This is a genomic window from Paenibacillus jiangxiensis (assembly GCF_046098255.1).
Lineage (GTDB): Bacteria > Bacillota > Bacilli > Paenibacillales > Paenibacillaceae > Paenibacillus > Paenibacillus jiagnxiensis.
This window is the reverse complement of the sequence record NZ_JBJURI010000004.1, coordinates 12,560-33,756: the sequence shown is the minus strand read 5'-3', so window position 1 is coordinate 33,756 and position 21,197 is coordinate 12,560. Positions and strand designations below refer to the sequence as shown.

18 protein-coding genes and 1 riboswitch are annotated in these 21,197 nt (G+C 52.7%); of the genes, 1 reads left to right on the top strand and 17 read right to left on the bottom strand.

The window, feature by feature from the left end:
• Window positions 1–76: 76 nt before the first annotated feature.
• Entirely contained in the window at window positions 77–967 is an 891-nt protein-coding gene (locus ACI1P2_RS05230; RefSeq protein ID WP_355317528.1) for a LysR family transcriptional regulator, read from the top strand.
• A gap of 111 nt (window positions 968–1,078) precedes the next feature.
• Here the strand turns inward: ACI1P2_RS05230 and ACI1P2_RS05225 are convergent, their stop codons facing one another.
• The 17 genes from ACI1P2_RS05225 to ACI1P2_RS05145 all read right to left on the bottom strand — a co-directional run bounded on the left by ACI1P2_RS05225 (window position 1,079) and on the right by ACI1P2_RS05145 (window position 21,143).
• Window positions 1,079–2,098, bottom strand: coding sequence for an ABC transporter substrate-binding protein (locus tag ACI1P2_RS05225; RefSeq protein WP_355317526.1), 1,020 nt, complete (start codon window positions 2,096–2,098; stop codon window positions 1,079–1,081).
• Entirely contained in the window at window positions 2,091–2,912 is an 822-nt protein-coding gene (locus ACI1P2_RS05220) for an ABC transporter ATP-binding protein (protein WP_355317524.1), read from the bottom strand. The genes ACI1P2_RS05225 and ACI1P2_RS05220 overlap by 8 nt, the downstream gene beginning before the upstream one ends.
• Complete coding sequence (locus ACI1P2_RS05215) at window positions 2,909–3,994, bottom strand: FecCD family ABC transporter permease (RefSeq protein WP_355317523.1); 1,086 nt, start codon at window positions 3,992–3,994, stop codon at window positions 2,909–2,911. Before ACI1P2_RS05215 ends, ACI1P2_RS05220 begins: the two co-directional genes overlap by 4 nt.
• 223 nt (window positions 3,995–4,217) lie before the next feature.
• A riboswitch (cobalamin riboswitch) is annotated at window positions 4,218–4,420 on the bottom strand.
• A 202-nt stretch (window positions 4,421–4,622) separates the two neighbouring features.
• On the bottom strand, window positions 4,623–5,255 hold the full coding sequence (locus ACI1P2_RS05210; protein WP_355317521.1) for an RraA family protein: 633 nt from the start codon (window positions 5,253–5,255) through the stop codon (window positions 4,623–4,625).
• Between the two features lie 19 nt (window positions 5,256–5,274).
• Window positions 5,275–6,597, bottom strand: coding sequence for an LLM class flavin-dependent oxidoreductase (locus ACI1P2_RS05205; RefSeq protein WP_355317519.1), 1,323 nt, complete (start codon window positions 6,595–6,597; stop codon window positions 5,275–5,277).
• Window positions 6,594–7,949, bottom strand: coding sequence for an LLM class flavin-dependent oxidoreductase (locus ACI1P2_RS05200; RefSeq protein ID WP_355317517.1), 1,356 nt, complete (start codon window positions 7,947–7,949; stop codon window positions 6,594–6,596). The genes ACI1P2_RS05205 and ACI1P2_RS05200 overlap by 4 nt, the downstream gene beginning before the upstream one ends.
• 33 nt (window positions 7,950–7,982) lie before the next feature.
• Window positions 7,983–8,975 carry an ABC transporter ATP-binding protein gene (locus ACI1P2_RS05195; protein WP_355317515.1) on the bottom strand — a complete coding sequence of 331 codons (993 nt, stop codon included), beginning with the start codon at window positions 8,973–8,975 and terminating at the stop codon, window positions 7,983–7,985.
• The gene (locus ACI1P2_RS05190) at window positions 8,972–9,955 is read right to left on the bottom strand and encodes an ABC transporter ATP-binding protein (protein WP_355317513.1); all 984 of its coding nucleotides are present in this window, start codon (window positions 9,953–9,955) and stop codon (window positions 8,972–8,974) included. The genes ACI1P2_RS05195 and ACI1P2_RS05190 overlap by 4 nt, the downstream gene beginning before the upstream one ends.
• Window positions 9,956–10,001: 46 nt before the next feature.
• Window positions 10,002–10,922 (bottom strand): ABC transporter permease, encoded by a 921-nt coding sequence (locus ACI1P2_RS05185; RefSeq protein WP_408976135.1) that lies wholly within the window; start codon window positions 10,920–10,922, stop codon window positions 10,002–10,004.
• Between the two features lie 33 nt (window positions 10,923–10,955).
• Window positions 10,956–12,503: an ABC transporter substrate-binding protein gene (locus ACI1P2_RS05180; protein WP_355317510.1), complete on the bottom strand. Its 1,548-nt coding sequence runs from the start codon at window positions 12,501–12,503 to the stop codon at window positions 10,956–10,958.
• Between the two features lie 96 nt (window positions 12,504–12,599).
• Window positions 12,600–13,520, bottom strand: a complete 921-nt coding sequence (locus ACI1P2_RS05175; RefSeq protein ID WP_355317509.1) for an ABC transporter permease — start codon at window positions 13,518–13,520, stop codon at window positions 12,600–12,602.
• Between the two features lie 3 nt (window positions 13,521–13,523).
• Window positions 13,524–14,084: an OsmC family protein gene (locus ACI1P2_RS05170; protein WP_355317507.1), complete on the bottom strand. Its 561-nt coding sequence runs from the start codon at window positions 14,082–14,084 to the stop codon at window positions 13,524–13,526.
• A gap of 227 nt (window positions 14,085–14,311) precedes the next feature.
• The gene (locus ACI1P2_RS05165; RefSeq protein WP_355317505.1) at window positions 14,312–15,181 is read right to left on the bottom strand and encodes a LysR family transcriptional regulator; all 870 of its coding nucleotides are present in this window, start codon (window positions 15,179–15,181) and stop codon (window positions 14,312–14,314) included.
• 526 nt (window positions 15,182–15,707) lie between these two features.
• On the bottom strand, window positions 15,708–17,054 hold the full coding sequence (gene gabT, locus ACI1P2_RS05160) for a 4-aminobutyrate--2-oxoglutarate transaminase (protein WP_355317503.1): 1,347 nt from the start codon (window positions 17,052–17,054) through the stop codon (window positions 15,708–15,710).
• A 14-nt stretch (window positions 17,055–17,068) separates the two neighbouring features.
• Entirely contained in the window at window positions 17,069–18,541 is a 1,473-nt protein-coding gene (locus ACI1P2_RS05155; RefSeq protein WP_355317943.1) for an aldehyde dehydrogenase family protein, read from the bottom strand.
• 106 nt (window positions 18,542–18,647) lie between these two features.
• Complete coding sequence (gene aguA, locus ACI1P2_RS05150; protein WP_355317501.1) at window positions 18,648–19,751, bottom strand: agmatine deiminase; 1,104 nt, start codon at window positions 19,749–19,751, stop codon at window positions 18,648–18,650.
• A 15-nt stretch (window positions 19,752–19,766) separates the two neighbouring features.
• Complete coding sequence (locus ACI1P2_RS05145) at window positions 19,767–21,143, bottom strand: putrescine aminotransferase (protein ID WP_355317500.1); 1,377 nt, start codon at window positions 21,141–21,143, stop codon at window positions 19,767–19,769.
• Between the last annotated feature and the right edge of the window lie 54 nt (window positions 21,144–21,197).

Sequence of the window (21,197 nt, the reverse complement as noted above, 5' to 3'; positions counted from 1 at the left end):
ACGAGGTGTATTACTTATCTCTAACGATCGTAATCGAACAATTACGATGTTTAATACTTCACGGTGGGGGAGTCGCATGGATATTCAATACTTTATTACTTTTCGTGAAGCTGCACGCTTCCTGAGCCTCACGAAAGCGGCAGAGCAGTTGAACTATGCGCAGCCAACAGTCAGTGTACAGATTAAGAAGCTTGAGAACCACTTCGGCACCAAGCTGTTTGTGCGAAACGGCAACAAATTAAAGCTGACCGAGCCGGGATTCAGACTTCTTCACTTTGCGGACAAGATTGTTGAGGGTTACCTGGGGGCGGAGAATCTGCTCATTCCGGATTCTGCCGTGGACCTTCGCATTGGCACGACGGAGACACTTGCCGCTTTTTTGCTTCCTCCGTATTTTCAATTGTTCCGTAAGACGTATCCAAAGCTGAATGTCACTTTTTTTCCTGCATCTGATGAAGACAACATTCGTAAATTAAAGAATAACGAGATTGATTTGGCTATCGTGTTAAGCACTCCCGTTTCAGCTCCTGACTTAAGAGCTTTTCCTATTCGCAATGAGGAATTTATATTCATTTGCCCGCAAAACCATCCTTTACGCGGCAGAGATGATGTATCGATTCATGAGCTGCACAACAGCTCGTTTATTTTTACAGAGAAAGGGTGCAAATACCGGGAAGCGCTGGAGCAATCCCTGAATGATCATGGTGTAACCTATGAAACCGTGTCTGAAATGGGAAGTATTGAGGGGATCAAGCAATGTGTTATCTATGGCATGGGAATCGCGATGATTCCCAGAATAGCCGTTGAGCAGCAGCTTCTTCAGAACGCCCTGTCCGGCTTTTCCATTAACCCGGGAGCTATCCAGCCGTTTTATTCGCAAATTCTTCTGTCCAAGAACAAACATATTACAGCGCCAATGAATCACCTGATTACATTGCTTACAGTGCATGATCATGTATTTACATAATTATTACTTTGCCCCCTCTTGTTAAAAGACGTAAAAGAAGCCTTTCTCCGGAACTGCTGCTCATCGCTTCAATTCCGGGAAAGGCTTCTTTTGATTTTGAAAAACAAAGAGCTATTTCATATCCGCCGCTTGATCAGGATAAAACCCGCCTGCAAGTGTCCTTAACGCCATCGGTGCGCGTACCCCTTCTGCCGCCGCCGAAAGAGGCATCACAACAAATCGCTTGTCCTTGATCGCAGCCACATCCGCCAATGCAGCATTGCTCAGCAGCAGAGCTTTCTTTTGTTCCACGCTTGTATCCCCATAATCGACGATGACAATGACATCCGGGTTGCGGTTCACAACCTCCTCCCAGCTGACCGTGGCCCAGCCTTTTTCGATATCATCAAAAATGTTTTTTCCGCCCGCCATGTTAATCAAACTCGTCAAGTAGGTGTTGGCGGCAGTAAATGCTGTATCTTCCCCACTGTCATAGACGAACACCTTGACAGGTTCGCTAACGGTGCCAATGCTGTCCTGGATCTGCCCGACCTCCTGTTTCATATCATTCACAAGAGCCTGGGCTCTCTCTTCGACTTGAAAAATCCGGCCAATATTCAAAATGTCCTGATACACATCGTCCAGTGACGGACCGGCCTTGTTTGAAGATTCCTGAACATAGGTTTGCACGCCTTGCCCGGCGAGTTCTGCTCTGGAACCAAGCGTTTTTTCGGTAAAGGCACTTTTCCAGCCCGCGTAGGCAAAATCCGGATTTGCCGCAAAAAACACTTCCTGGGACGGGTATTGTTCCGACAACACAGGAATTTTGTCGTACTGTTCTTTGTACTCAGGAAGGATTTGGACATCCAAGTAAGCCGTTCCCGCCATGGAATCCTCCAGGCCAAGCGCCAGCATCACCTCTGTCGCATGCTGATTCAGCGTAACGGCACGCTGCGGCGGCTCGGTGAACACAAGCTTTTCCCCCATATTTTCGATGACAACAGGCTCTTTCCCTGAATTCTGCTGGTCCGATTGCGCCCCGGCTGGTGATATGGCTGCGGCTTCCTGAGTAGCATTGCCGCACGCAGACAGCAGGCAAATCAACGCTGTGCCAACCATGCACAGTCTGAATAATCTATTAAACTTAATCATGGCTTCCTCCGCTTGTCCAATCATTTGGACTGATATTTTCCATTTCACTCATCTCTGGCAGAAATGTTATGGATGGTTTGCCTGTCATTGGATGCCTGACGACTTCAGTCGCTACTTCAAAAATGGCAAACAGCAGCCTGGGCGTGAGGATTTCCTCCGGTGTCCCGGTTACAATCACCTTACCATCCTTCATGACAACCAGGCGGTCACAGTAGCAGGCCGCGATGTTGAGATCATGCAGAGCCGCCAATGAAGTGATGTTAAGCCCTTTTACCAGATCCATGATTTGCAGCTGATGCTTGATATCCAGATGATTGGTAGGCTCGTCCAGGATGAGAAATTTGGCCTGTTGTGCAAGCGCCCGCGCGATAAAAACACGCTGCTTTTCTCCACCCGATAGGGTTGAGAAGCTGCGGCCCGCGTCCTGCAGTAATCCGACACGTTCCAGCGCCTGCTCCACCAGCCTCAGATCCTCCCCGCTATCCGGCTGATACCACTTTTTATGAGGATTACGCCCCATCATGACCATGTCCTTGACGGAGAAATCGAAGGCGACCGGCGCTTCCTGGCTGACTACTGCGATCTGCCGGGCTGTCTCTTTATGCGATATGGAATGCAAATTCTGTCCGTCAATCGAAATCCGGCCGGAATCGGGCTGCAGGACACGGTAAATATTTTTCAGAAGAGTTGATTTCCCGCTGCCGTTTGGCCCAATCAGCCCGACAAGCTCGCCCTTCCGTACATGCAGCAAAACTGAATCAATCAGTTGTTTATCCTGCACACTGTAGGAGACTTCTTCAACCGACACATTCATTTACCGTCCCCCCCACCAAATGAGTATGTACTTCTGCGCAGCAGCCAGATGAAGAACGGCCCTCCGCATAAGGCTGTAACGATACCAATCGGCAGCTCCTCCGGTGCCAGCACAAGCCGTGCGGCCACATCAGCCCAGATCATGAATATCGCGCCAAACAGCATGCTTAACGGCAGTACCCGGCGGTGATCTGAACCGGTCATCATCCTCGCGATGTGTGGAATCATCAACCCGACGAAGCCGATAGAACCGCTTACAGAGACAATCGTGCCTGTCACCAGGGCTGCAATAACGACGAGTAAAATACGAAAAGCGGCAATGTTGACTCCCAACGTCACTGCCGCCTCCTCCCCCATCAGCAGGGAATTCAGCGAACGGTGCAGGGACAATAGCAGTGCAGCTCCCACAGCAACGATAAGGGCCGGGACGGTCAGATGCTCCCATTTCGCACCGGTCAGACTGCCCATCATCCAGTACATTGCGGAGCGGATACCGTCCGCATGGGGGGCCAATGTAACGATAAAGTTGGTGGCGGCTGACAGCATCATGGAAGTGACAATACCGGACAGCAGCAATCTCGTTGTTGAAATCTCTCCACCGACCTTGGCCAGTACGAACACGAGCACCATAGCAAGCAGTGAGCCTGCAAATGCAGAAAGAGGCAACGCGTATATCCCGAGAAAGCGGAAGGCGCCGAAAATAATCACAAGCACCGCCGCTGTGGATGCTCCTGAAGAAACGCCCAGGATGTAGGGATCAGCCAGCGAGTTTCGTGTCAGTGCTTGAATAGCGGCTCCTGCAACAGCCAATCCGGCTCCAATGACAGCGCCCAGCAGAACTCTGGGGAATCGGATATTCCACACAATATGCTCCTGCGCTTTCGTCCACGATCCATCCATCCAGCTATCCAGGAGAGGAAGATGGGAAAAGGCGATGTTCCACACCTGTACAGGATGAATCTGTACGGGTCCAAGCATAACAGCGATGGTAATGGAAGCGGTCAGAACAACCGTCCATGCGAACAAATGAACCACAAACCATGCCGGTTTAGCCCCGAGTCCTCCATTTTGTTGTTCGTTCATTGAACTCCTTTCCTTCCTTTGTGCTAAAAAGGAGATTATAAGAATGCACAGCAAAAAAGCACCCTCAAGTTTATGAGAGTGCCTGTACTGGATCAGTGAAAAGCGCAGGGCCGTTTCCAGCCTGCCAGTTTCATCACCTTGCCAGGAAATGAAAGCAGCAGTAAGAAAAGCCCGACGACATCATCGTGAACCGTGCCGGCCACCCCCTATCCGCGTAGGTTTGTGACAATACAAGAAGCAGGCAGGTCTCCTGACTTGCGGATCTTCGCCGTCTGCGGTCTTCCCATCGAACAACGACAGTGACCATGAACTTGCAGACCGGCTCCTCGCTTACAGTGGCGGGACCGTGCCGGATTTGCACCGGCTTCCCTTTTAAGACAAGGCTGCGTTTTCACACACCTCGTCACCTGCTCTTTTAAAATATAATATAAAAAATCAATATAATGGTAGCATGTATAGAAGCGGTTGTCCATTGAAGTGCGGCACTTTCTTTGCCTCAAATCAATTGACTTTTGTAATGAGAGCGGCTTCTGCAATCATGGGCAAAACAAGAAGCCTTCCTTCGGAACGGCTGCTCGCGCCTCATTTCCAAGAAAGGCTTTCTTATAATCTGTATAGGATATATGGATTAACCGGGATTCGGAATGGTTCCAAGCACTTTGTCCAAATAAAGTCTGGCTGAAGCTTGGTCTCCACAAATAGCCAAACTTCGTTCTTCATCCTGGTTCAGCTTGTTTCTGGCTGCCTTTGCCACAGCTTGAGCCTGCTCCTCAGGAACCGCAACTACGCCATCGATATCCCCGATAATCCAGTCCCCTGGCCGGATGCTAACCCCTCCTGCAGAGACCGGGATATTGGTATGCCCACCTCCGTATTTATTGCCTGAGGCGATCGTTGCTCCTTTGCTGAAGACAGGGAAATTCAAGCTGCGGATCCCTTCAATATCCCGAATGACACCGTCAACCACCAATCCCTGAAGCTGGAAGGTCTGAGCGAGTCCCACGACGAAATCTCCCGCGACAGCGCGGCGTGTGTCCCCCTGTGCGGCGATGACAAGAATATCTCCCGGCCGGGCCTCCCGAATCCCCCGCAGAACGGCGAGATTGTCCCCGGCAGGAATACTTACCGTAAATGCCCTCCCGGCGATCTTGTGCTGATGATCGATGGGTTTGATGGCATAATCCAGATTCGTCAATCCACCCAGGACATCCGAAATGCATGTCGTCGGCAATCCTTGAAAAATGTTATCGATATCGGACATTTTCTTCTCTCCTAATATTTTATGAGGTGGACACGGTTGAATGACGGTTCGCGGGCACAGGTAAACCGAGATGCTCCCGCAGCGTGCTCCCTTCGTATTCGGTCCGGAACAGTCCGCGGTTCTGCAGCTCAGGAATGACCCCGTCAACAAAATCATCAAATCCGCCCGGCATATAAGGAGGCATAATATTGAAGCCGTCAGCCGCATAACCTTCGAACCACTGCTGAATATGGTCAGCCAATTGAATTGGCGTCCCAACCACGATCCGGTGTCCGCGTGCTCCCGCTACCTCACGGAACAATTGACGCAAGGTCAGCCCCTTGTCCCTGGCAAGCTTCATCAGCAGCTGAGGCCTGCTCTTGCGGCCGCTCGACTCCGGGATATCCGGAACGGGATCATCCAGGGAGTAACCGCGCAGATCATATTCAAAGCGTTCCTCCAAAGTATCATAGGCCCGGGAATCATCAATAAAGCTTTGCAATTCCTCGTATCTCTCCCTGGCCTCCTTCTCCGTTGCTCCAATGACAGGGAACAACCCGGGAAGAATATGAAGATGCTCCGGCAACCGGCCATATTTCGGAAGCAATTCTTTCAAGCTGCTATAGAAATTCTGTGCATCCTCATAGCTCTGCTGCGCAGTAAATACCACCTCTCCAATCAGTGCGGCCAATTCCTGACCGGGGCCGGATGAACCCGCCTGAATGATGACAGGATGACCTTGCGGACTCTGGCTTACATTGAGCGGACCCTTGACGGAGAAATACTTGCCCTTATGATTCAGCTCATGTACTTTGCGCTTGTCGATGTATTCCCCGGTCTCCTTGTTTACAATGTATGGGTCCTGTTCCCAGCTGTCCCACAGTCCTTTCACAACCTCTACGAATTCAGCTGCGCGCTCATACCGCAGGCTGTGCTCCAGGTGGTCTTGTGCGGAGAAATTGCGGGCCGCTTCCTGCGTGGACGTGGTCACCACGTTCCATGCTGCCCGGCCGTCGCTCAGCTTATCGACGGAAGCAATAAGCCGCGCCAGATTAAAGGGATCATAATAAGTGGTTGAAGCCGTGACCGCCAAACCGATCCGGCGGGTTACCGTGGACAGTGCCGCCAGCAGTGTGATTGGCTCAAACCGCGCCACAACGGACGGCGGACTGCCGGCGGAAGTTGTGAGTCCATCCGCCAGGAAGATCATATCCAGCTTCGCCTGCTCCGCTTTCTGCGCAAGCTGTTGGATCAAAGCGAAGTTTTCACTTCCGGAGTGCGCCTCAGGATGCCGCCATCCTGCCACATGATGGCCTGCGCCTTGTATAAACAGTCCCAGCTTCAGCTTCCTGCCCCTGCTCATGTCAGCTGCACCCCTTTCCGTTGTTGGCTTTGAGCCGAGAATTGATTGGAGGGACGGGCAAGCCCCAGATTTTCCCGCAGTGTAGTCCCGCGATATTCCGTGTGGAACAATCCTCTCCGCTGAAGCTCAGGAACAACCAGTCTCGCAAAATCCTCGAGGCCTGCAGGCAGCGCCTGCGGACGGATGACAAAGCCGTCGCAGGCTCCGCCGGTGAACCAGCTCTCCAACTCGTCTGCAACTTGCTCGGCCGTCCCGGCAAAGGTGCGATGCCCGTTGCCTCCGGATACCCGTTCAATCAATTGGCGGATCGTGAGCTTTTCGGATTCAACCATATTTTTCATCAGCTCAAACCGGCTTCGATTTTCATTAATGGTTGCAGGATCCGGAAGCTCCGGGACAGGTCCGTCAAGCGGATAAGAGAACAGATCCACCTTCAGCCGCTTGGAGAGCCGGTGCAGTCCCAGTTCGGGGATGATGGATTCACGAAGCTCGGCTTGTTTCTCTTTGGCTTCCGCTTCGGTTGCGCCCACGATCACACTGAAACCCGGGACGATTTTGACCTCATCCGGATTGCGTCCGTATTTCTCCACCCGTGATTTCACATCCGCATAAAACGCCTGCGCATCCGCCAACGTCTGCTGGGCTGTATAGATCAATTCCCCGATACGCGCCGCCAGCTCCTTGCCGTCCTCCGAGGAACCCGCCTGGGCCAACACCGGGTAACCTTGCGGCGGACGCGGCAGATTCAAAGGACCTTCCACAGCGAAAATGTCACTTCGGTGTCTTGCCGCATGAATACGTTCCACATCGGCGTACAAGCCTCGGGTTTTGTCGAACAGAAGCGCATCATCTTCCCAACTGTCCCACAGCTTGGTTGCAAGCTGGACAAACTCCAATGCACGCTGATAGCGCTCGTTATGCTCATAATTTTCATCACGGCCAAAATTAAGATGGGTCTTCCCAATTCCGGTGGTCACGATGTTCCAGCCCGCGCGCCCGCCGCTCAGATGATCCAGCGAAGCGAACAGCCTGGCCGTATGATACGGCTCTGTATATGAGGTGGATACCGTAGCTACGAGCCCGATCCTTTCCGTGACCCCGGCCAAAGCGGATAGAAGAGTATACGGCTCCAGACGGTTCAGCGCCTGATGCTTCACATTCTCCCCCAGCTCGTAGGCATCCGCCAAAAACACGGTATGAAATTTGGCCTGCTCGGCGATGAGAGCCATTTTTTTATACAAGGACAACGAGGTTACTCCCTCTGGCTCAGCCGAAGGCAGTCTCCATGCCGTCTCATGAAAACCCGTGCTGTTCATAAAAAAATTCAATATCATCTGGCGATTTGTGCTCATTTTATTGTTTCACCTCAGCCTTTTCATGAAAATTTATAAAGGAAAGTGACATGACACCCTATGACCAGCTGTATACTCTCTGAACTCCGGGGGCTGGCTCCGGCAAATTTCCTGCGCCATCGGGCATCTTGTATGAAAGCCGCACCCCCTGATCGGGTCCGAAGGGCTTGGGACATCCCCCTGCAGCACGATTCGCTCCTTTTTGTCCCGTGGATGCGACACAGGGATCGCCGACAGCAGCGACCGGGTATACGGGTGCTTTGGGTGATTGAACAAATCATTTTTGTCCGCCAGCTCTACGATTTTACCGAGATACATCACCGCGATTTTATCGCTGACAAACTTTACGGAGGCCAGGCCGTGCGCAATAAAAATAAACGTAATTCCGTGCTCCCGCCGAAGATTTCTGAGCAAATTAAGGATCTGGGCCTGAATCGATACATCGAGCGCCGATACAGCCTCATCACACACGATAAGCTTCGGTCTTAGTGCCAGCGCTCTGGCGATGCTGATCCGTTGTCTTTGCCCGCCGCTGAATTCATGCGGATATCTGTCCAGGTGGTGCTTCCCGAGCCCGACCGTTTCCATTAATTCGGTAAGTCTGCTCCCCAAGGCTTCACCCGGCGGAAGACCATGGATGCGAAACGGCTCTGCAATAATATCTCTGACCTTAAGCCTTGGATTCAATGAAGAGTATGGGTCCTGGAAGATCAATTGCAGGTCCGACCGGATGCCTTGAAGCTGTTTCTCGGTCATGCCTGTCAGCTTGCGTTCTGCAAACCATACTTCTCCATCCGTTGGCTCTTGCAATTGGAGAATCAGCTGGCCGAGCGTCGATTTACCGCAGCCGGATTCTCCGACAATACCAAGCGTCTCCCCCTTGTTCACAACGAAGCTGAGGTCGTCCACGGCCCGAATATGTCCCTTCCTCGTGCCTAGCAATCCTGTCCTATAGGGGTAATATTTTTTCAGTCCCTTCACCTTCAGCAAGGGGCTTTCCTGTTGCTCCACAAATGCGCTGCTCACTGTACCCCTCCCTGAATCAGCGGATAAAAGCATCTTACGGCATGCCCTGCTTCTATAGGCTGGAGCTCCGGTTTCTCTGTTCCGCATCGGCTTGTTGCATGCGGGCATCTCGACTGAAAGGCGCACCCGGGAGGAAGCTCATGCAAGGCCGGAACCGTTCCTTTAATGGAATACAATTCCTCCTGCTCCGTGTGAAGCTGGGGAAGCGACCTCATCAGACCGGAAGTGTACGGATGAAGCGGACGGTCAAACAGTTCCCCCACCGCGGCTTCTTCTACAATCTCGCCGGCATACATCACCAGAACCCGGTCCGCCATTTCGGCCACAATCCCAAGATCATGGGTAATCAGAATAACGCCCATATCCAGCGTGCCGCTCAGTTCTTTGATCACTTTAAGAATCTGGGCCTGCACCGTAACATCCAGTGCTGTAGTAGGCTCATCCGCAATGAGCAGGCCGGGATGGCAGGATAGAGCAGATGCGATCATAACCCGCTGCCTCATTCCTCCCGACAGCTGGTGGGGAAAATAATGAATTACCTTCTCCGGGCTGGGAATGCCGACAATTCTTAACAGCTCAATGCTGCGAAGCTTTGCCTCATTCCGGCTCAACCCCGCATGAGCCCGCAGCGACTCGGAAATTTGGCTGCCGATTGTAAATACAGGATTAAGAGAAGTCATCGGCTCTTGAAAAATCATGGAGATTTCACTGCCGCGGACTTTCCTCATTTCACTTTTGTTCAGCTCAAGCAGATTGCGGCCTTTCAGCAGGATCTCCCCCGTAACCTCTTTGCCGGGTGAGTCGAGAAGCCCGATAATCGACAGCGAAGTTACGCTTTTGCCTGAGCCCGATTCTCCGACAATACACAGAGTTTCGCCTCTCCCGACTTGAAAAGAAACCCGGTTAACCGCAGGAATAACACCCTCTCTTGTTCTGAAAGAGGTACGAAGATTCTTCACTTCCAGCAACGCTTCGGGCATACACTCATCACCTCTCTCTCATTTCTGACGGGACATTCAGCCATACTCACGATTTCAGCTTGGGGTCCAGCCAGTCGCGCAGCCAATCCCCGACAAAAATAATCGCCAGTACCGTGAACGTTATGGCCAGTCCCGGAAAGGTGGCTACCCACCAGCTCGTCGCCAAATACTGTCTCCCGTCGCTGAGCATCCCTCCCCACGATACGGCAGGAGGCTGAATGCCCAAACCGAGAAAGCTCAAAGCCGCTTCCGAGATGATGACCCTGCCCACGCTGAGTGTTGCAATCACGATAAAGGATGAAATAATGTTCGGCAGGATATGGACTCCCATGATCCGCAGAGCTTTGGCGCCGCTGACGCGGGCTGCGCGCACATAATCACGCTCCCGCACGCTCAGCACCTCGCTGCGGACCAGTCTGGTGTAGCTGACCCAGCCCGTTATGCCAATGACGAAGATCAGTGTGCCGACCCCTTCGCCAAGCACAAACATAAACAGCATCATGAATAAAATGGCCGGTATGGCGACAAATGCGTCCGTTACACGCATAATCAGCGCATCGATCCACGATCCGTAATACCCGGCCAGAAGACCAAGCACCATACCGATGAGTCCCGAAATGGCTACAGAGCTGAACCCGACGATAAGCGACACCCGTGATCCATAAATCATCCGGCTCCATATATCACGGCCCAGCCCGTCTGTTCCCAGGGCATATTCCCAATTACCGCCCTCTTCCCAGGCCGGGGGAAGCAGCTTTTGAGCAATATTGGCCTTTGCCGGATCGTGCGGCGCAATATACGGCGCGGTCAGTGCCAGCGATATGATGATCAGGAGCAGGAACAGACCCACGACGCCGGTCTTGCTCTTGAAAATTTGCTGCCAGCCCCCTCTGGATTTTTGTTTGTCCGTATGGGAGGAGCGGGCGGGAACAGCTAGTGATGCTTCTGTCTGAATGGATTTTTCCACATCCATGCCCTCCAATCCCTCTGTCTGCTTTGCCTATTCTTTCAGCGTAATGTCTTCAGCGTAAAACATCTCATCCGGGCGTGGAGTAAAGTCTATCCTGTTGTTCACTCCATAATTGAATTTATTCTGATACAGGAAAATTCTTGGACGATCCTCAGCCAGAATCGCTTGAACCTTCTGGTATTGCTTCTCTCTTTCTTCGTCATTCAGGTTCACGGAGGCTTGCCGCAGCAGTTCATCCACTTCCGCGTTGCTGTAGTCCGTCTGCCCTTTGGCGTTATCCGATCTGAAAATTTCCAGCGGAAGCGGGGCTTCAAACATGGAGTTGCCTTTTCCCTGCAGAGCCAGTTCCTTAAAGGTATTGGAATTGTCGCGCTGCTTGTACTGGGTCTGCTCCAGGATTTCAAGATTGACTTTAAAATTGGCTTCTGTCAGATAGGCGGCAATGGCCTCGGCTACCTCTTTGGTGCTGGCCGGACTGCTGAGTGTCAGCTCAACTCCGTCCGGATAACCGGCCTCCGCCAGCAATTGCTTTGCTCGTTCCGGATTATAGAGGTTCGTATTGAACAGCTCGGGATTAAAGCCAAGGATTCCCGGTCCAAGGGCTTGCTGAGTTGGCACGCCCGCCCCACCCAGCACACTGTCAACCAATGTCTGCTTGTCGATCGCAAGCTCAATCGCTTCCCGAACCTTCGGGTCCGCTGTGACCGTTCCGGGGGTTTGGCGCACCAGCAAGCTTTGCACTCTCGCACTCTCCAGGTCGGCATAGTAGGTTTTGCCGCTGTCTTTTACCCGCTGGATATCGCCAGGGGGAATGATCACCGCTATATCAATAGAGCCTGTAAGAAGCTCCGAAATCCTTGTTGTGGCTTCCGGTATGGTACGGAACACGACTCTGTCCCATTTGGGGTCGCCGCCATAATAATCCGTATTTTTGACCAGTTCAACCCGGTCGTCCTTAATCCACTTGTCAAACTTGTAGGGTCCTGTTCCCACCGGAGCCGCATTGAAACCTTCCACTCCCTTCTCCTGGAAATACTTTGCTGGCAGGATGCCGGAGCTGATACGGCTTAATCTTGATAGTAAAATCGGGTCCGGCTCTTTCGTGACAATATCAACCGTATAATCATCAATGACGTCTACACGGTCGATGATGTTGTATGAGGAATAATCGATCAGGGATTTATCGCGCGCTGCGCGCTCCAATGTAAATTTAACGTCAGCAGAAGTGAAAGGATCGCCGTTATGGAATTTAACATTCTCTCTCAGGTTGAAGCGCCATGTCAAATCGTCAGTTCTTTGCCAGGAAACGGCGAGACCCGGTATTTTCTTTTTCGGATCGGATGCGTCCTTTTTGACGAGATAATCAAACAGATTGACATGGATGGATTCCGTCTGGGTGTTGCCATGATCATGAACATCAAAGGTGACGTTATCAATAGTGTTGCCGATGGTAAGCACCTTCTCCCCGCCGGACTGGCCTGCGCCACCGGCCGCGCTTCCGCTGCTGCCGTTTCCGCATCCGGTGATCACCAGTATGAATGCGAATATGGCGAATGGCCATTTGAACAATCGTTGCATCTTTTTTATCCGCCTTTCTCTAGTAGACAATCCAACAGAAAAACAAATTAACTCAGTTTGCATATAGATATAGTTGGATTTGAGTCAGTGAAGTGTCTAAGAGCTGTATTTGATCCTCGGATCAAGCAGCTTGTACGTAATGTCTGTCAATAGATTAATCAGGATTACGATGAATGCAATTATAAATATTGAGGCCTGGATGATGGCCATATCATGCGTATTGATCGCCTGGACAATAAGCTGGCCCATGCCTGGCCAAGAAAACACCGTTTCGGTGACCAGTGATCCGCCAACGAGATTGGTCAGCTGCAATCCGGAGATGGTCACTACCGGAATCAATGCGTTTCGCAGGCCATGTTTGCCCAGAATTACGATTTCCCGAAGTCCTTTGCTCCGGGCTGTCCGGATATAGTCCTGACTGATAATTTCGAGAAAACTGGAACGAATCAGCCGTGTCATCTCGGCGGCAATACCGGTGCCGAGTGTAAGCGCAGGAAGAATCAGGTGTGAGAAACCGCCTCTGCCCGACACGGGTGTCCATTCGAGCTGAACTGAGAGGAGCAAAATCAGCATGATGCCAACCCAAAAGTTAGGCATGGCTTTACCCAGAACCGATATGCCTGAGATCAGCAGATCCATGAAAGAGTTTCGCCTGACCGCCGACCAGATGCCAAGCGGAATCGAAATGCAGCAGGCCACAAGCATCGAAGCCGCCGCCAGCTCGAAGCTGGCAGGCAATCTCTCCAATACGATGGGCAGGGCGGACTGTCCGTAACGGAATGAATCGCCGAAATCGCCGCGCAGCAGATTGGACACAAAGATGGAATACTGCACATATAAAGGCTGGTCTAAACCCAACGCCTCTCTTAGAACTTGCCTGTCTTCAGCCGTAGCTGTATCCGGAAGCATCATCGTAACAGGATCGCCTGTGACATGAACCAGTACAAATACAACCAGTGTAATGATAAAGAGCACAGGAACAACCTGAAGCAAGGAGCGGATGATATACTTGGCCATCCGCTATTTCCCTTGCGGTATTGCTTTCCCCTTGGAATCGGAGGCTGTGGTTAGCACCACTTCACCCGTAATCGTCTGAGGATTAAGCAGAAGATTATATATAGGGCATACACGCTCAACCGTTTCGTGAAGCTCTTGAATTCTTTCGGGTTTCTCATCAGAGGTAATGTGAATTTTGTAATGAATGTTGTGCGGGTAAATGGGAACATCCTCATAACCTTCTTGCCCGGCCAGCGGATGCTCCTGTCCATGGACCTCAATCTCCAGGGATTCCAGGGATATCCCCAGCTTGGCAGCCTGGATCAGCGTGATGTGGGTCATGCAGCTGCCCAGAACGCCAAGCTGAATTTCCGGCGACGCTGGACCAAGGCTATATCCGGCAAAATTTTCGGGACTGTCGCTAATGATCTGAAAATCCCTGATTCGGATTTCACGGACTCCGCTCCGGCCGGCCGCACGCACTCTGGCAGCATAGTTTCTGGGCTGGGGGTTGGCAAGCGCCTGCTGATGCAATTGCTGGGCGGCTATTTTTTTCTGTGCAAGATATTCATTTAATGTTGCCATAATTTCATCTCCCTTTGGATATCGAGTGTTCGGTTCACGTCGCAAACGTAAGAATCGGAATCAACTTCAATACACCTTTTCCTATGTATTTAGTCGGTATTTGAGTTGTTTTCTTCCCCTTGCTTTGACGTTCACCGGAAATGAGGTTGCTATTCACTTTAACCGATAGAATGAATTTAATAAAATACGAAATCGTTATGCCTGACCATTCGAAATTCCTATGGTATCTATAGGAATTGATTGAAATCGATGCTTTTCATAAATTGCACAAAAGCTCTAACCTGGTTAAGCTGTATCGATTCCTGATGATAAAACATAAATGTCCGGCGGATGATGGGCTCGCCCTTTCTGTTCTTGATTTGGATCTTCATCAGCGGCTCTCCGCTGAAATACATGCTTGGCATAATGGCATAACCGAGCCCGTTCATGACCATCTCCCTGGCGGAATCCGTATGATCCACCTCCATCCCGATTCTGGGAGGCACAGAATAATGATCAGACCACCAGTTATCGATTTCGGATTTCAGAACGTAGTCCGTTCCGTAATCAATCCGGGGGAGATCAGGCAGATCTTCAAGAGTTATGGCTTCCTTGGACACGACACATAACGTATCCTGAAACAGAAAATGCTTCTCCTCGTTCCAGGTGTACTCCCCGCGAATGAGCCCGATGTGGATTTCATGATTGAAAATCATACTGTGAATGGTTTTACTGCGGCCTGTAATGACTTTATATTCAACCTTTGGATAGAGCTCCTTGAACATCTTCAGTATGCGCGGAAGCTTGTTTTTCGTAAAAAAATAACCGACGCCAAGCCTGAGTGTTCCGGTAACCTCGTTATCGAGATTCAGCAGATCATCCTTGATTTTTTGATATTTTTTCAGCATTTCATCCGCTGCTTTTGCCATGTATTCTCCATGCGGCGTAAAATCCACACCGCGTCTGCCCCGTTTCACAATGGTAATTTCAAATTCCTTCTCAATTTGCTGGATTCGACCTGTCAGTGCCGGCTGTGACATGAACAGATTCTGGGCGGTCTTCGTTATATTGCGATGCTTGTATAATTCCTGTAGTATACGCCAGTCCCGGTCTTCCACTCCATATCCCTCCGTTAATATAAACTATTCCAATTATGTAACTAGGAATTTCAACTACTATATATTACTTCTATTTATTTGTATAGAGAGCAGCCCATCCGCGCGATCTGGAAAGAAAAAACTCCTGCGCAAGCAAGAGTTTAAGAGAATATTAAAAAACGGCTCAATCTAGAAATCGGTGCTTGACCCATGGGTTTGCCTCGAATGATCGCTCTATCTATCTGGTACATTTCTTTGCTAACGGACGTCACAGCGCCTATTTGGCCAGAAAAACAAGGTTTCTTTTCTAACGGTTGTGCACGCGCTTATCTAGGCGAAACAGCCCCTTTACCTGAAGAAAAACAGGAAATAGGCTCGCTGGCACCCGTTACATCTTGTAACCCCCCGTTTTTACCCAAATAGCGTCGCCCACACCCGTTAGAATCTTCGCACTTTTAAACGTACACGCACCTATTCCCCGATCAAGCACCGATTTCGGTTTTGAGCCAAAAAAACCTCTAATAAATGCGAAGTTCGGCACTCCTTATTACCCTGCATACATTTCCGTTAGCGATTCACTCATGATGTCGAGGCCCTCCTCCAGCTGCTCGTCGGTTATAACCAGTGGAGTCAGGAAGCGGATCACGTTGCCGTAAAGGCCGGCGGTCAGCAAAATAACACCTTTGTCATAACATGAACGAACCAGCTCGGCCGCAAACGCTTTGGCAGGCTCACCATTGGACGGTTCCGTAAATTCGACGGCGCACATTGCTCCGAGGCCACGGACATCCCCGATGATGGGGTGCTGCTTTTGCAGCTTGTCAAAATGGTCTCTGATCCGCAGTCCGATCTGCCCGGCCCGTTCGCAAAGGTTCTCCCGTTCCATCTGGTCAAGGACGGCAAGAGCGGCCACGCACCCCAGTGGACTGCCGCCATAGGTTCCACCAATTTCGCCCGGATTGGGCGCATCCATAATGTCCGCTCTGCCGACGACCGCGCTGATCGGCAGGCCTGCGGCGAGTGATTTGGATACGGTGATCAGGTCAGGCTCAATGCCAAAATGCGTGCTGGCGAACATTGTGCCTGTGCGGCCGAAGCCGGTCTGGATTTCATCCGCGATGAAGAGAATGCCATGCTGCCTGCACAGCTCATATACGCCCTGGACAAAAAGCTTCGGCGGCACAATAAAGCCCCCCTCTCCCTGCACCGGCTCCATAATGACCGCTGCCAGTTCTTCCGGCGCAGCCTCAGTCAGCAGAAAGTCCGCAAACTGTTCAAGGCAGAAACGCGCATACTCCTCCTCGCTCATGGCTTCCGGACGATGATACGGGTAAGGATAAGGGGCCTTATATATAGCCGGGGCGAACGGACCCATCTGAAATTTATAAGGCCGCACCTTGCTGGTCAAGCTCATGCCAAGCAGCGTGCGCCCATGAAAGCCGCGCGTAAAGGAGACGATACCGGGCTTTCCGGTATGCTTGCGGGCGATTTTCACGGCATTCTCCACCGCTTCGGCTCCGCTGTTCAACAGCACAGCTTTCTTGGCAGAGGAACCCGGCGCAAGCGCCGCAAGCTTCTCGGCCAGCTCTACATACGACTCATACATGCCAACATGAAAGCATGTATGCAGGAACCGCTCCGCCTGCCGCTGCACGGCCTGCACGACCGCCGGCGGGCAATGGCCGGCATTCAGCGTGCCGATCGCACCGGCGAAATCGAGAAACACATTGCCGTCCACATCCGTCAGCTGCGCGCCGCTGGCGCTCTCCACAAACAGCGGAAAGTTGTTGCCAACGCCGCCCGCTACGGCCGCCTCCCTTCTGCGGAGCAGCTCAGACGTCTTCGGTCCGGGCAGCGGACCCTCAATCCTGGCATACTTGCGCTCTTTCCCCAATCGTATCGCTCTCCTTAATTGCGGTACCAGCCCAAGGGCTCAACCTGCAGATTGGTATTGATTTGCTTAACCTCCGTATAGGCCTCGTAACCGAATGTCCCCAGTTCTCTGCCGATGCCGCTCTGCTTGTATCCGCCCCACGGGGCCTCATTGTAGGTAGGATGAAAGGTATTAATCCAGGTAATGCCTGCCCGCAGCTTCCGCACGACCCGCTGCGCCTTCGCCCCGTTATTCGTGAACACCGCGCCCGCGAGTCCATACACCGTATCATTCGCCAAACGAATCGCTTCCGCTTCATCCTTGAACGTCTGCACCACCAGCACCGGGCCGGAAATTTCCTCCCGCACAATGCGCATATCCGGCTTCGTATCCGTAAAAATGGTTGGCTGCAGGAAGTAGCCCTTGGCATACTCGCCATCCGTCAGCCTTTCCCCGCCGCATACCAGCGTGGCGCCTTCTTCTTTGCCCAGCTCGATATAGCTCAGCACCTTTTGCAAATGCGCCTCCGATACAAGCGGACCCATCTCGGTGCCTTCATCGAGACCGCTGCCGACGGTGATGCGCTGCGTCCGCTCCACAAGCCGGGCCATAAAGCGCTCGTAAATGCTCTCTTCCAGCAGCAGGCGCGAACCGGCCGCGCAAATTTGCCCCTGGCCCGCGAATATGGCAAACATGGCGTACTCCACTGCCGTTTCGAAATCGGCATCGGCAAATACGATATTCGGCGATTTGCCGCCAAGCTCCAGCGATATTTTCTTCATGTTGCCGGCAGCGGCCTGCATAATACTGCGGCCGGTGGCCGTGCCGCCGGTGAATGCAATTTTGTCCACATCACCGCTTGCTGCAAGCTCATGGCCGACCGTAGGCCCGGCTCCCAGAACAAGATTGGCCACTCCGGCTGGGAAGCCGGTGCGCTCAATGAGCTCGAACAGCTTGACGGCGGTCATCGGTGTAATCTCCGACGGCTTGAACACGACCGTATTGCCTGCCGCGAGCGCTGGCGCCAGCTTCCAGGCGGCCATCAGCAAAGGATAATTCCACGGCACAATCTGGCCGCATACGCCGATCGGTTCGCGTACGACGATGGCCTGCATCGGGTCGGCCACTTCATAGGTTTGGCCGTGCGGCTTCGTCGCCAGTCCGGCGTAATAGCGGAAGCAGGCGATAGCGTCGTTCACGTCCCCTTCCGCTTCCCGCAGCGGCTTTCCGCTGTCCAGCGTCTCCAGCCGCGCGAACTCCTCCTTCTCCGCTTCCAACAAATCCGCCAGCTTGAACAGCAGCCGCGCCCGCTCCGCGGCAGGCGTCCCGGGCCATCCGCCTTCGTCAAAGGCGCTGCGCGCTTCGGCAATGGCCTTCCGCGCGTCCACGACACCGCCTTCCGCCGCCTGTGCGATGGTTTCCCCATTCGCCGGGTTTACAATTTCCCTCGTTTCGCCTGATACGGCTTCCACCCATTGTCCACCGATATACATCCGTAACATGAACATTCCTCCTGCCCCCAAGAAATGTGAAACGGCCAAGCCTCCAAATAACGAGTAACGGACTTCAAATAAGGTTATGTCAACGATTGGCAGCGGGTTGCTGCAGATCATGTCAACGATCGCCGGCGGGCTGCTGCTGGGTGATACAGTGAATGTTACCGCCACCAAGCGCAATTTCCCGTGTGTTCACCTGGACAACCTTTCTGTCCGGGAACAATCCGCTAATTTGTTCAAGGGCGTCCTGATCGCGCGGATCGCCAAAGGCCGGGATGATGACGCCTCCATTGCAAATATAAAAATTGACATAAGTGGTGGCAAAGCAGGTTCCCGTCGCCCTGCTGTAGCTGCGCCTCGCCCTGTCGATGCGGAGCGCTTCCTCCTCCGTTATCGTCAGCGGTGACGGAATCGGAATGCGGTGGATTTCCAGCTTCCTGCCACGCGCATCGACGGCTGTGCTCAGCGTTTGGTATGCCGCCTGCAAAACGTCATACTGCGGATCATCCGGGTCGTCCGTCCAGCTCATCGCCACGACGCCGGGCCGGACAAAGGCGGCTACTTCATCGATATGGCCGTCCGTTTCGTCAAAGCACATGCCGTCCTTGATCCAGATGATCATATCAACGTTCAGGTATTCCTTCAGCAGCTCTTCGATGTCGTTCTTGGACAGGCCCGGATTCCGGTTCGGATTCAGCAGGCACTGCTCCGTTGTCAGCAGGGTGCCTTCCCCGTCCACATGAATGGAGCCTCCTTCAAGAATGAAATGCTGGGCGTCATACCGGTCCTTGTATTCCATCTCCAGCACCTTCTGCTTCACCAGCAGGTCTTTATCCCAAGGAAAATACAACCCACCCTGCAGTCCTCCCCAGGCATTAAAGCCCCAGTCTATCCCCCGCACCACACCCTGGCTATTCGTGACGAAGGTCGGCCCGATATCCCGCATCCAGGCATCGTTGGAGGACAGCTCAACGACCCGGATCGGGGGCGGGAAAACAGCGCGGACATGCTCATACTGTGCCGAGCCGACTCCAATCGTCACCGGTTCAAACTGCGAGATGGCGAGCGCCACCTCCACGAAGGCATCCTGGGCTGGCTTTGCCCCCATTCTCCACGTATCCGTCCGCGTGGGCCACAGCATCCATGTGCCGCGATGCGGTTCATATTCGGCAGGCATGCGGAACCCGTCCCGTCTCGGCGTGCTGTTGATCGTTCTTGGCATACCAACACCTCTTGCTTAAGCTTTTGTCTTCTCCAGCACTTTACGGAACGTCGCGATGACCCGGTCCATTTCTTCCTTGCTGATCGTGAGCGGAGGCTCGATCCGGATCGTTTTGGAATTAATGAGCGTGCCCGCGACGAGAATGCCCTCGTCAAACATGCCCTTGGAAATTTCGTAGCCGACCTCGTCCCGGTGGAACTCAATGCCGATCATCAGACCAATGCCGCGTATTTCCATGACCTTGTCTTCATGTCCCGCGGCCACCTCGCGAAGACCTTCCAGGAAGGAGCGTCCCGACTCCCCTGCCCGTGCGGGCAGCTCTTCTTCAAGCAGCACGTCGATGGTCGCTATCGCCGCAGCGCAGGCCAGCGGATTACCGCCGAAGGTCGTGGTATGCATGAACGGATTGGGGAACAGGCTTTTGAATACTTTTTCCGTTGCAACCACCGCGCCCGCCGGGATCACGCCGCCGCCGAAGGCTTTGGCAAGACACAGAATGTCTGGCACAACCCCGTACAGCTCGCAGGCAAACATTTTGCCTGTACGCCCCATGCCGGTCTGTACCTCATCAAATACAAGCAGCGCGCCGTATTGATCGCACAGCTCGCGCACCTGGCGCAAATAATCCGGCGGCGGCAGGATGATTCCGCCCTCGCCCTGCACAGGCTCAAGCAGAACAGCAGCGACATCCTCCCCAACCATCGCACAGGTCTCGAACGTTTTGCGCATCATATCGATATCGCCGAACGGGATATGGCGGAAGCCGGGAATCAGCGGCAGAAACGGCTTGCGGAACATGCCTTTCGCCGTGCCTGACAGCGAGCCCAGGCTTTTGCCGTGGAATGCCCTCGTTGTGGAGATGATCGTTGTCCGCTCGCTGTACATTTTGACAAGCTTTAAGGCCGCCTCCACACTTTCCGTGCCGCTGTTTGTAAAAAAAGAATATTTAAGATCGCCCGGTGTTATGCGTTCCAAAATTTTGGCCAGCATCGCGCGTAAAGGGTCCAGCAAGTCCTGGCTGTGCAGCGCCTGCCGCTGCAGTTGGTCCTCGACCGCCTTGACGACCTTCGGATGCCGGTGACCGACATTGTAAATGCCAAAGCCGCCCAGACAATCAATGTACTCCTTGCCATTGACATCCTTAAAGCACGAGCCCTCGTCAGACCATTCCACCGCGGCGAACTGTCCCCCCTGCGTTACTGTCTTTCGGTATTCCAGAAAGCCGGGGTTTACGTTCTCGCGAAAGCCGTCGATCGTCTCTTTCGTGATCCACGCCGCCTCTTCCTTCGTGATTTCCTTTTTTGCAATCAAGTCCAACACCTGTTTGATATAGGCTTTGGTCTCTTCCTCATGACCTGGCTGACTGCTTGTTTTTGATGGATCGATCGCCATCGATGATGCCTCCTTATTGTGCGATATACACATGCGAAAATTTACTTATACAGG

What these genes read in the sequence shown, in the direction of transcription:
- aguA (WP_355317501.1), bottom strand. Translation starts at nt 19,751, where the DNA reads ATGCCAAGAACGATCAACAGCACGCCGAGACGGGACGGGTTCCGCATG.
- ACI1P2_RS05190 (WP_355317513.1), bottom strand. Translation starts at nt 9,955, where the DNA reads ATGCCCGAAGCGTTGCTGGAAGTGAAGAATCTTCGTACCTCTTTCAGA.
- ACI1P2_RS05220 (WP_355317524.1), bottom strand. Translation starts at nt 2,912, where the DNA reads ATGAATGTGTCGGTTGAAGAAGTCTCCTACAGTGTGCAGGATAAACAA.
- ACI1P2_RS05170 (WP_355317507.1), bottom strand. Translation starts at nt 14,084, where the DNA reads ATGGCAACATTAAATGAATATCTTGCACAGAAAAAAATAGCCGCCCAG.
- ACI1P2_RS05145 (WP_355317500.1), bottom strand. Translation starts at nt 21,143, where the DNA reads ATGGCGATCGATCCATCAAAAACAAGCAGTCAGCCAGGTCATGAGGAA.
- ACI1P2_RS05200 (WP_355317517.1), bottom strand. Translation starts at nt 7,949, where the DNA reads ATGAGCACAAATCGCCAGATGATATTGAATTTTTTTATGAACAGCACG.
- ACI1P2_RS05155 (WP_355317943.1), bottom strand. Translation starts at nt 18,541, where the DNA reads ATGTTCATGTTACGGATGTATATCGGTGGACAATGGGTGGAAGCCGTA.
- ACI1P2_RS05205 (WP_355317519.1), bottom strand. Translation starts at nt 6,597, where the DNA reads ATGAGCAGGGGCAGGAAGCTGAAGCTGGGACTGTTTATACAAGGCGCA.
- ACI1P2_RS05230 (WP_355317528.1), top strand. Translation starts at nt 77, where the DNA reads ATGGATATTCAATACTTTATTACTTTTCGTGAAGCTGCACGCTTCCTG.
- ACI1P2_RS05210 (WP_355317521.1), bottom strand. Translation starts at nt 5,255, where the DNA reads ATGTCCGATATCGATAACATTTTTCAAGGATTGCCGACGACATGCATT.
- ACI1P2_RS05175 (WP_355317509.1), bottom strand. Translation starts at nt 13,520, where the DNA reads ATGGCCAAGTATATCATCCGCTCCTTGCTTCAGGTTGTTCCTGTGCTC.
- ACI1P2_RS05225 (WP_355317526.1), bottom strand. Translation starts at nt 2,098, where the DNA reads ATGATTAAGTTTAATAGATTATTCAGACTGTGCATGGTTGGCACAGCG.
- ACI1P2_RS05180 (WP_355317510.1), bottom strand. Translation starts at nt 12,503, where the DNA reads ATGCAACGATTGTTCAAATGGCCATTCGCCATATTCGCATTCATACTG.
- ACI1P2_RS05215 (WP_355317523.1), bottom strand. Translation starts at nt 3,994, where the DNA reads ATGAACGAACAACAAAATGGAGGACTCGGGGCTAAACCGGCATGGTTT.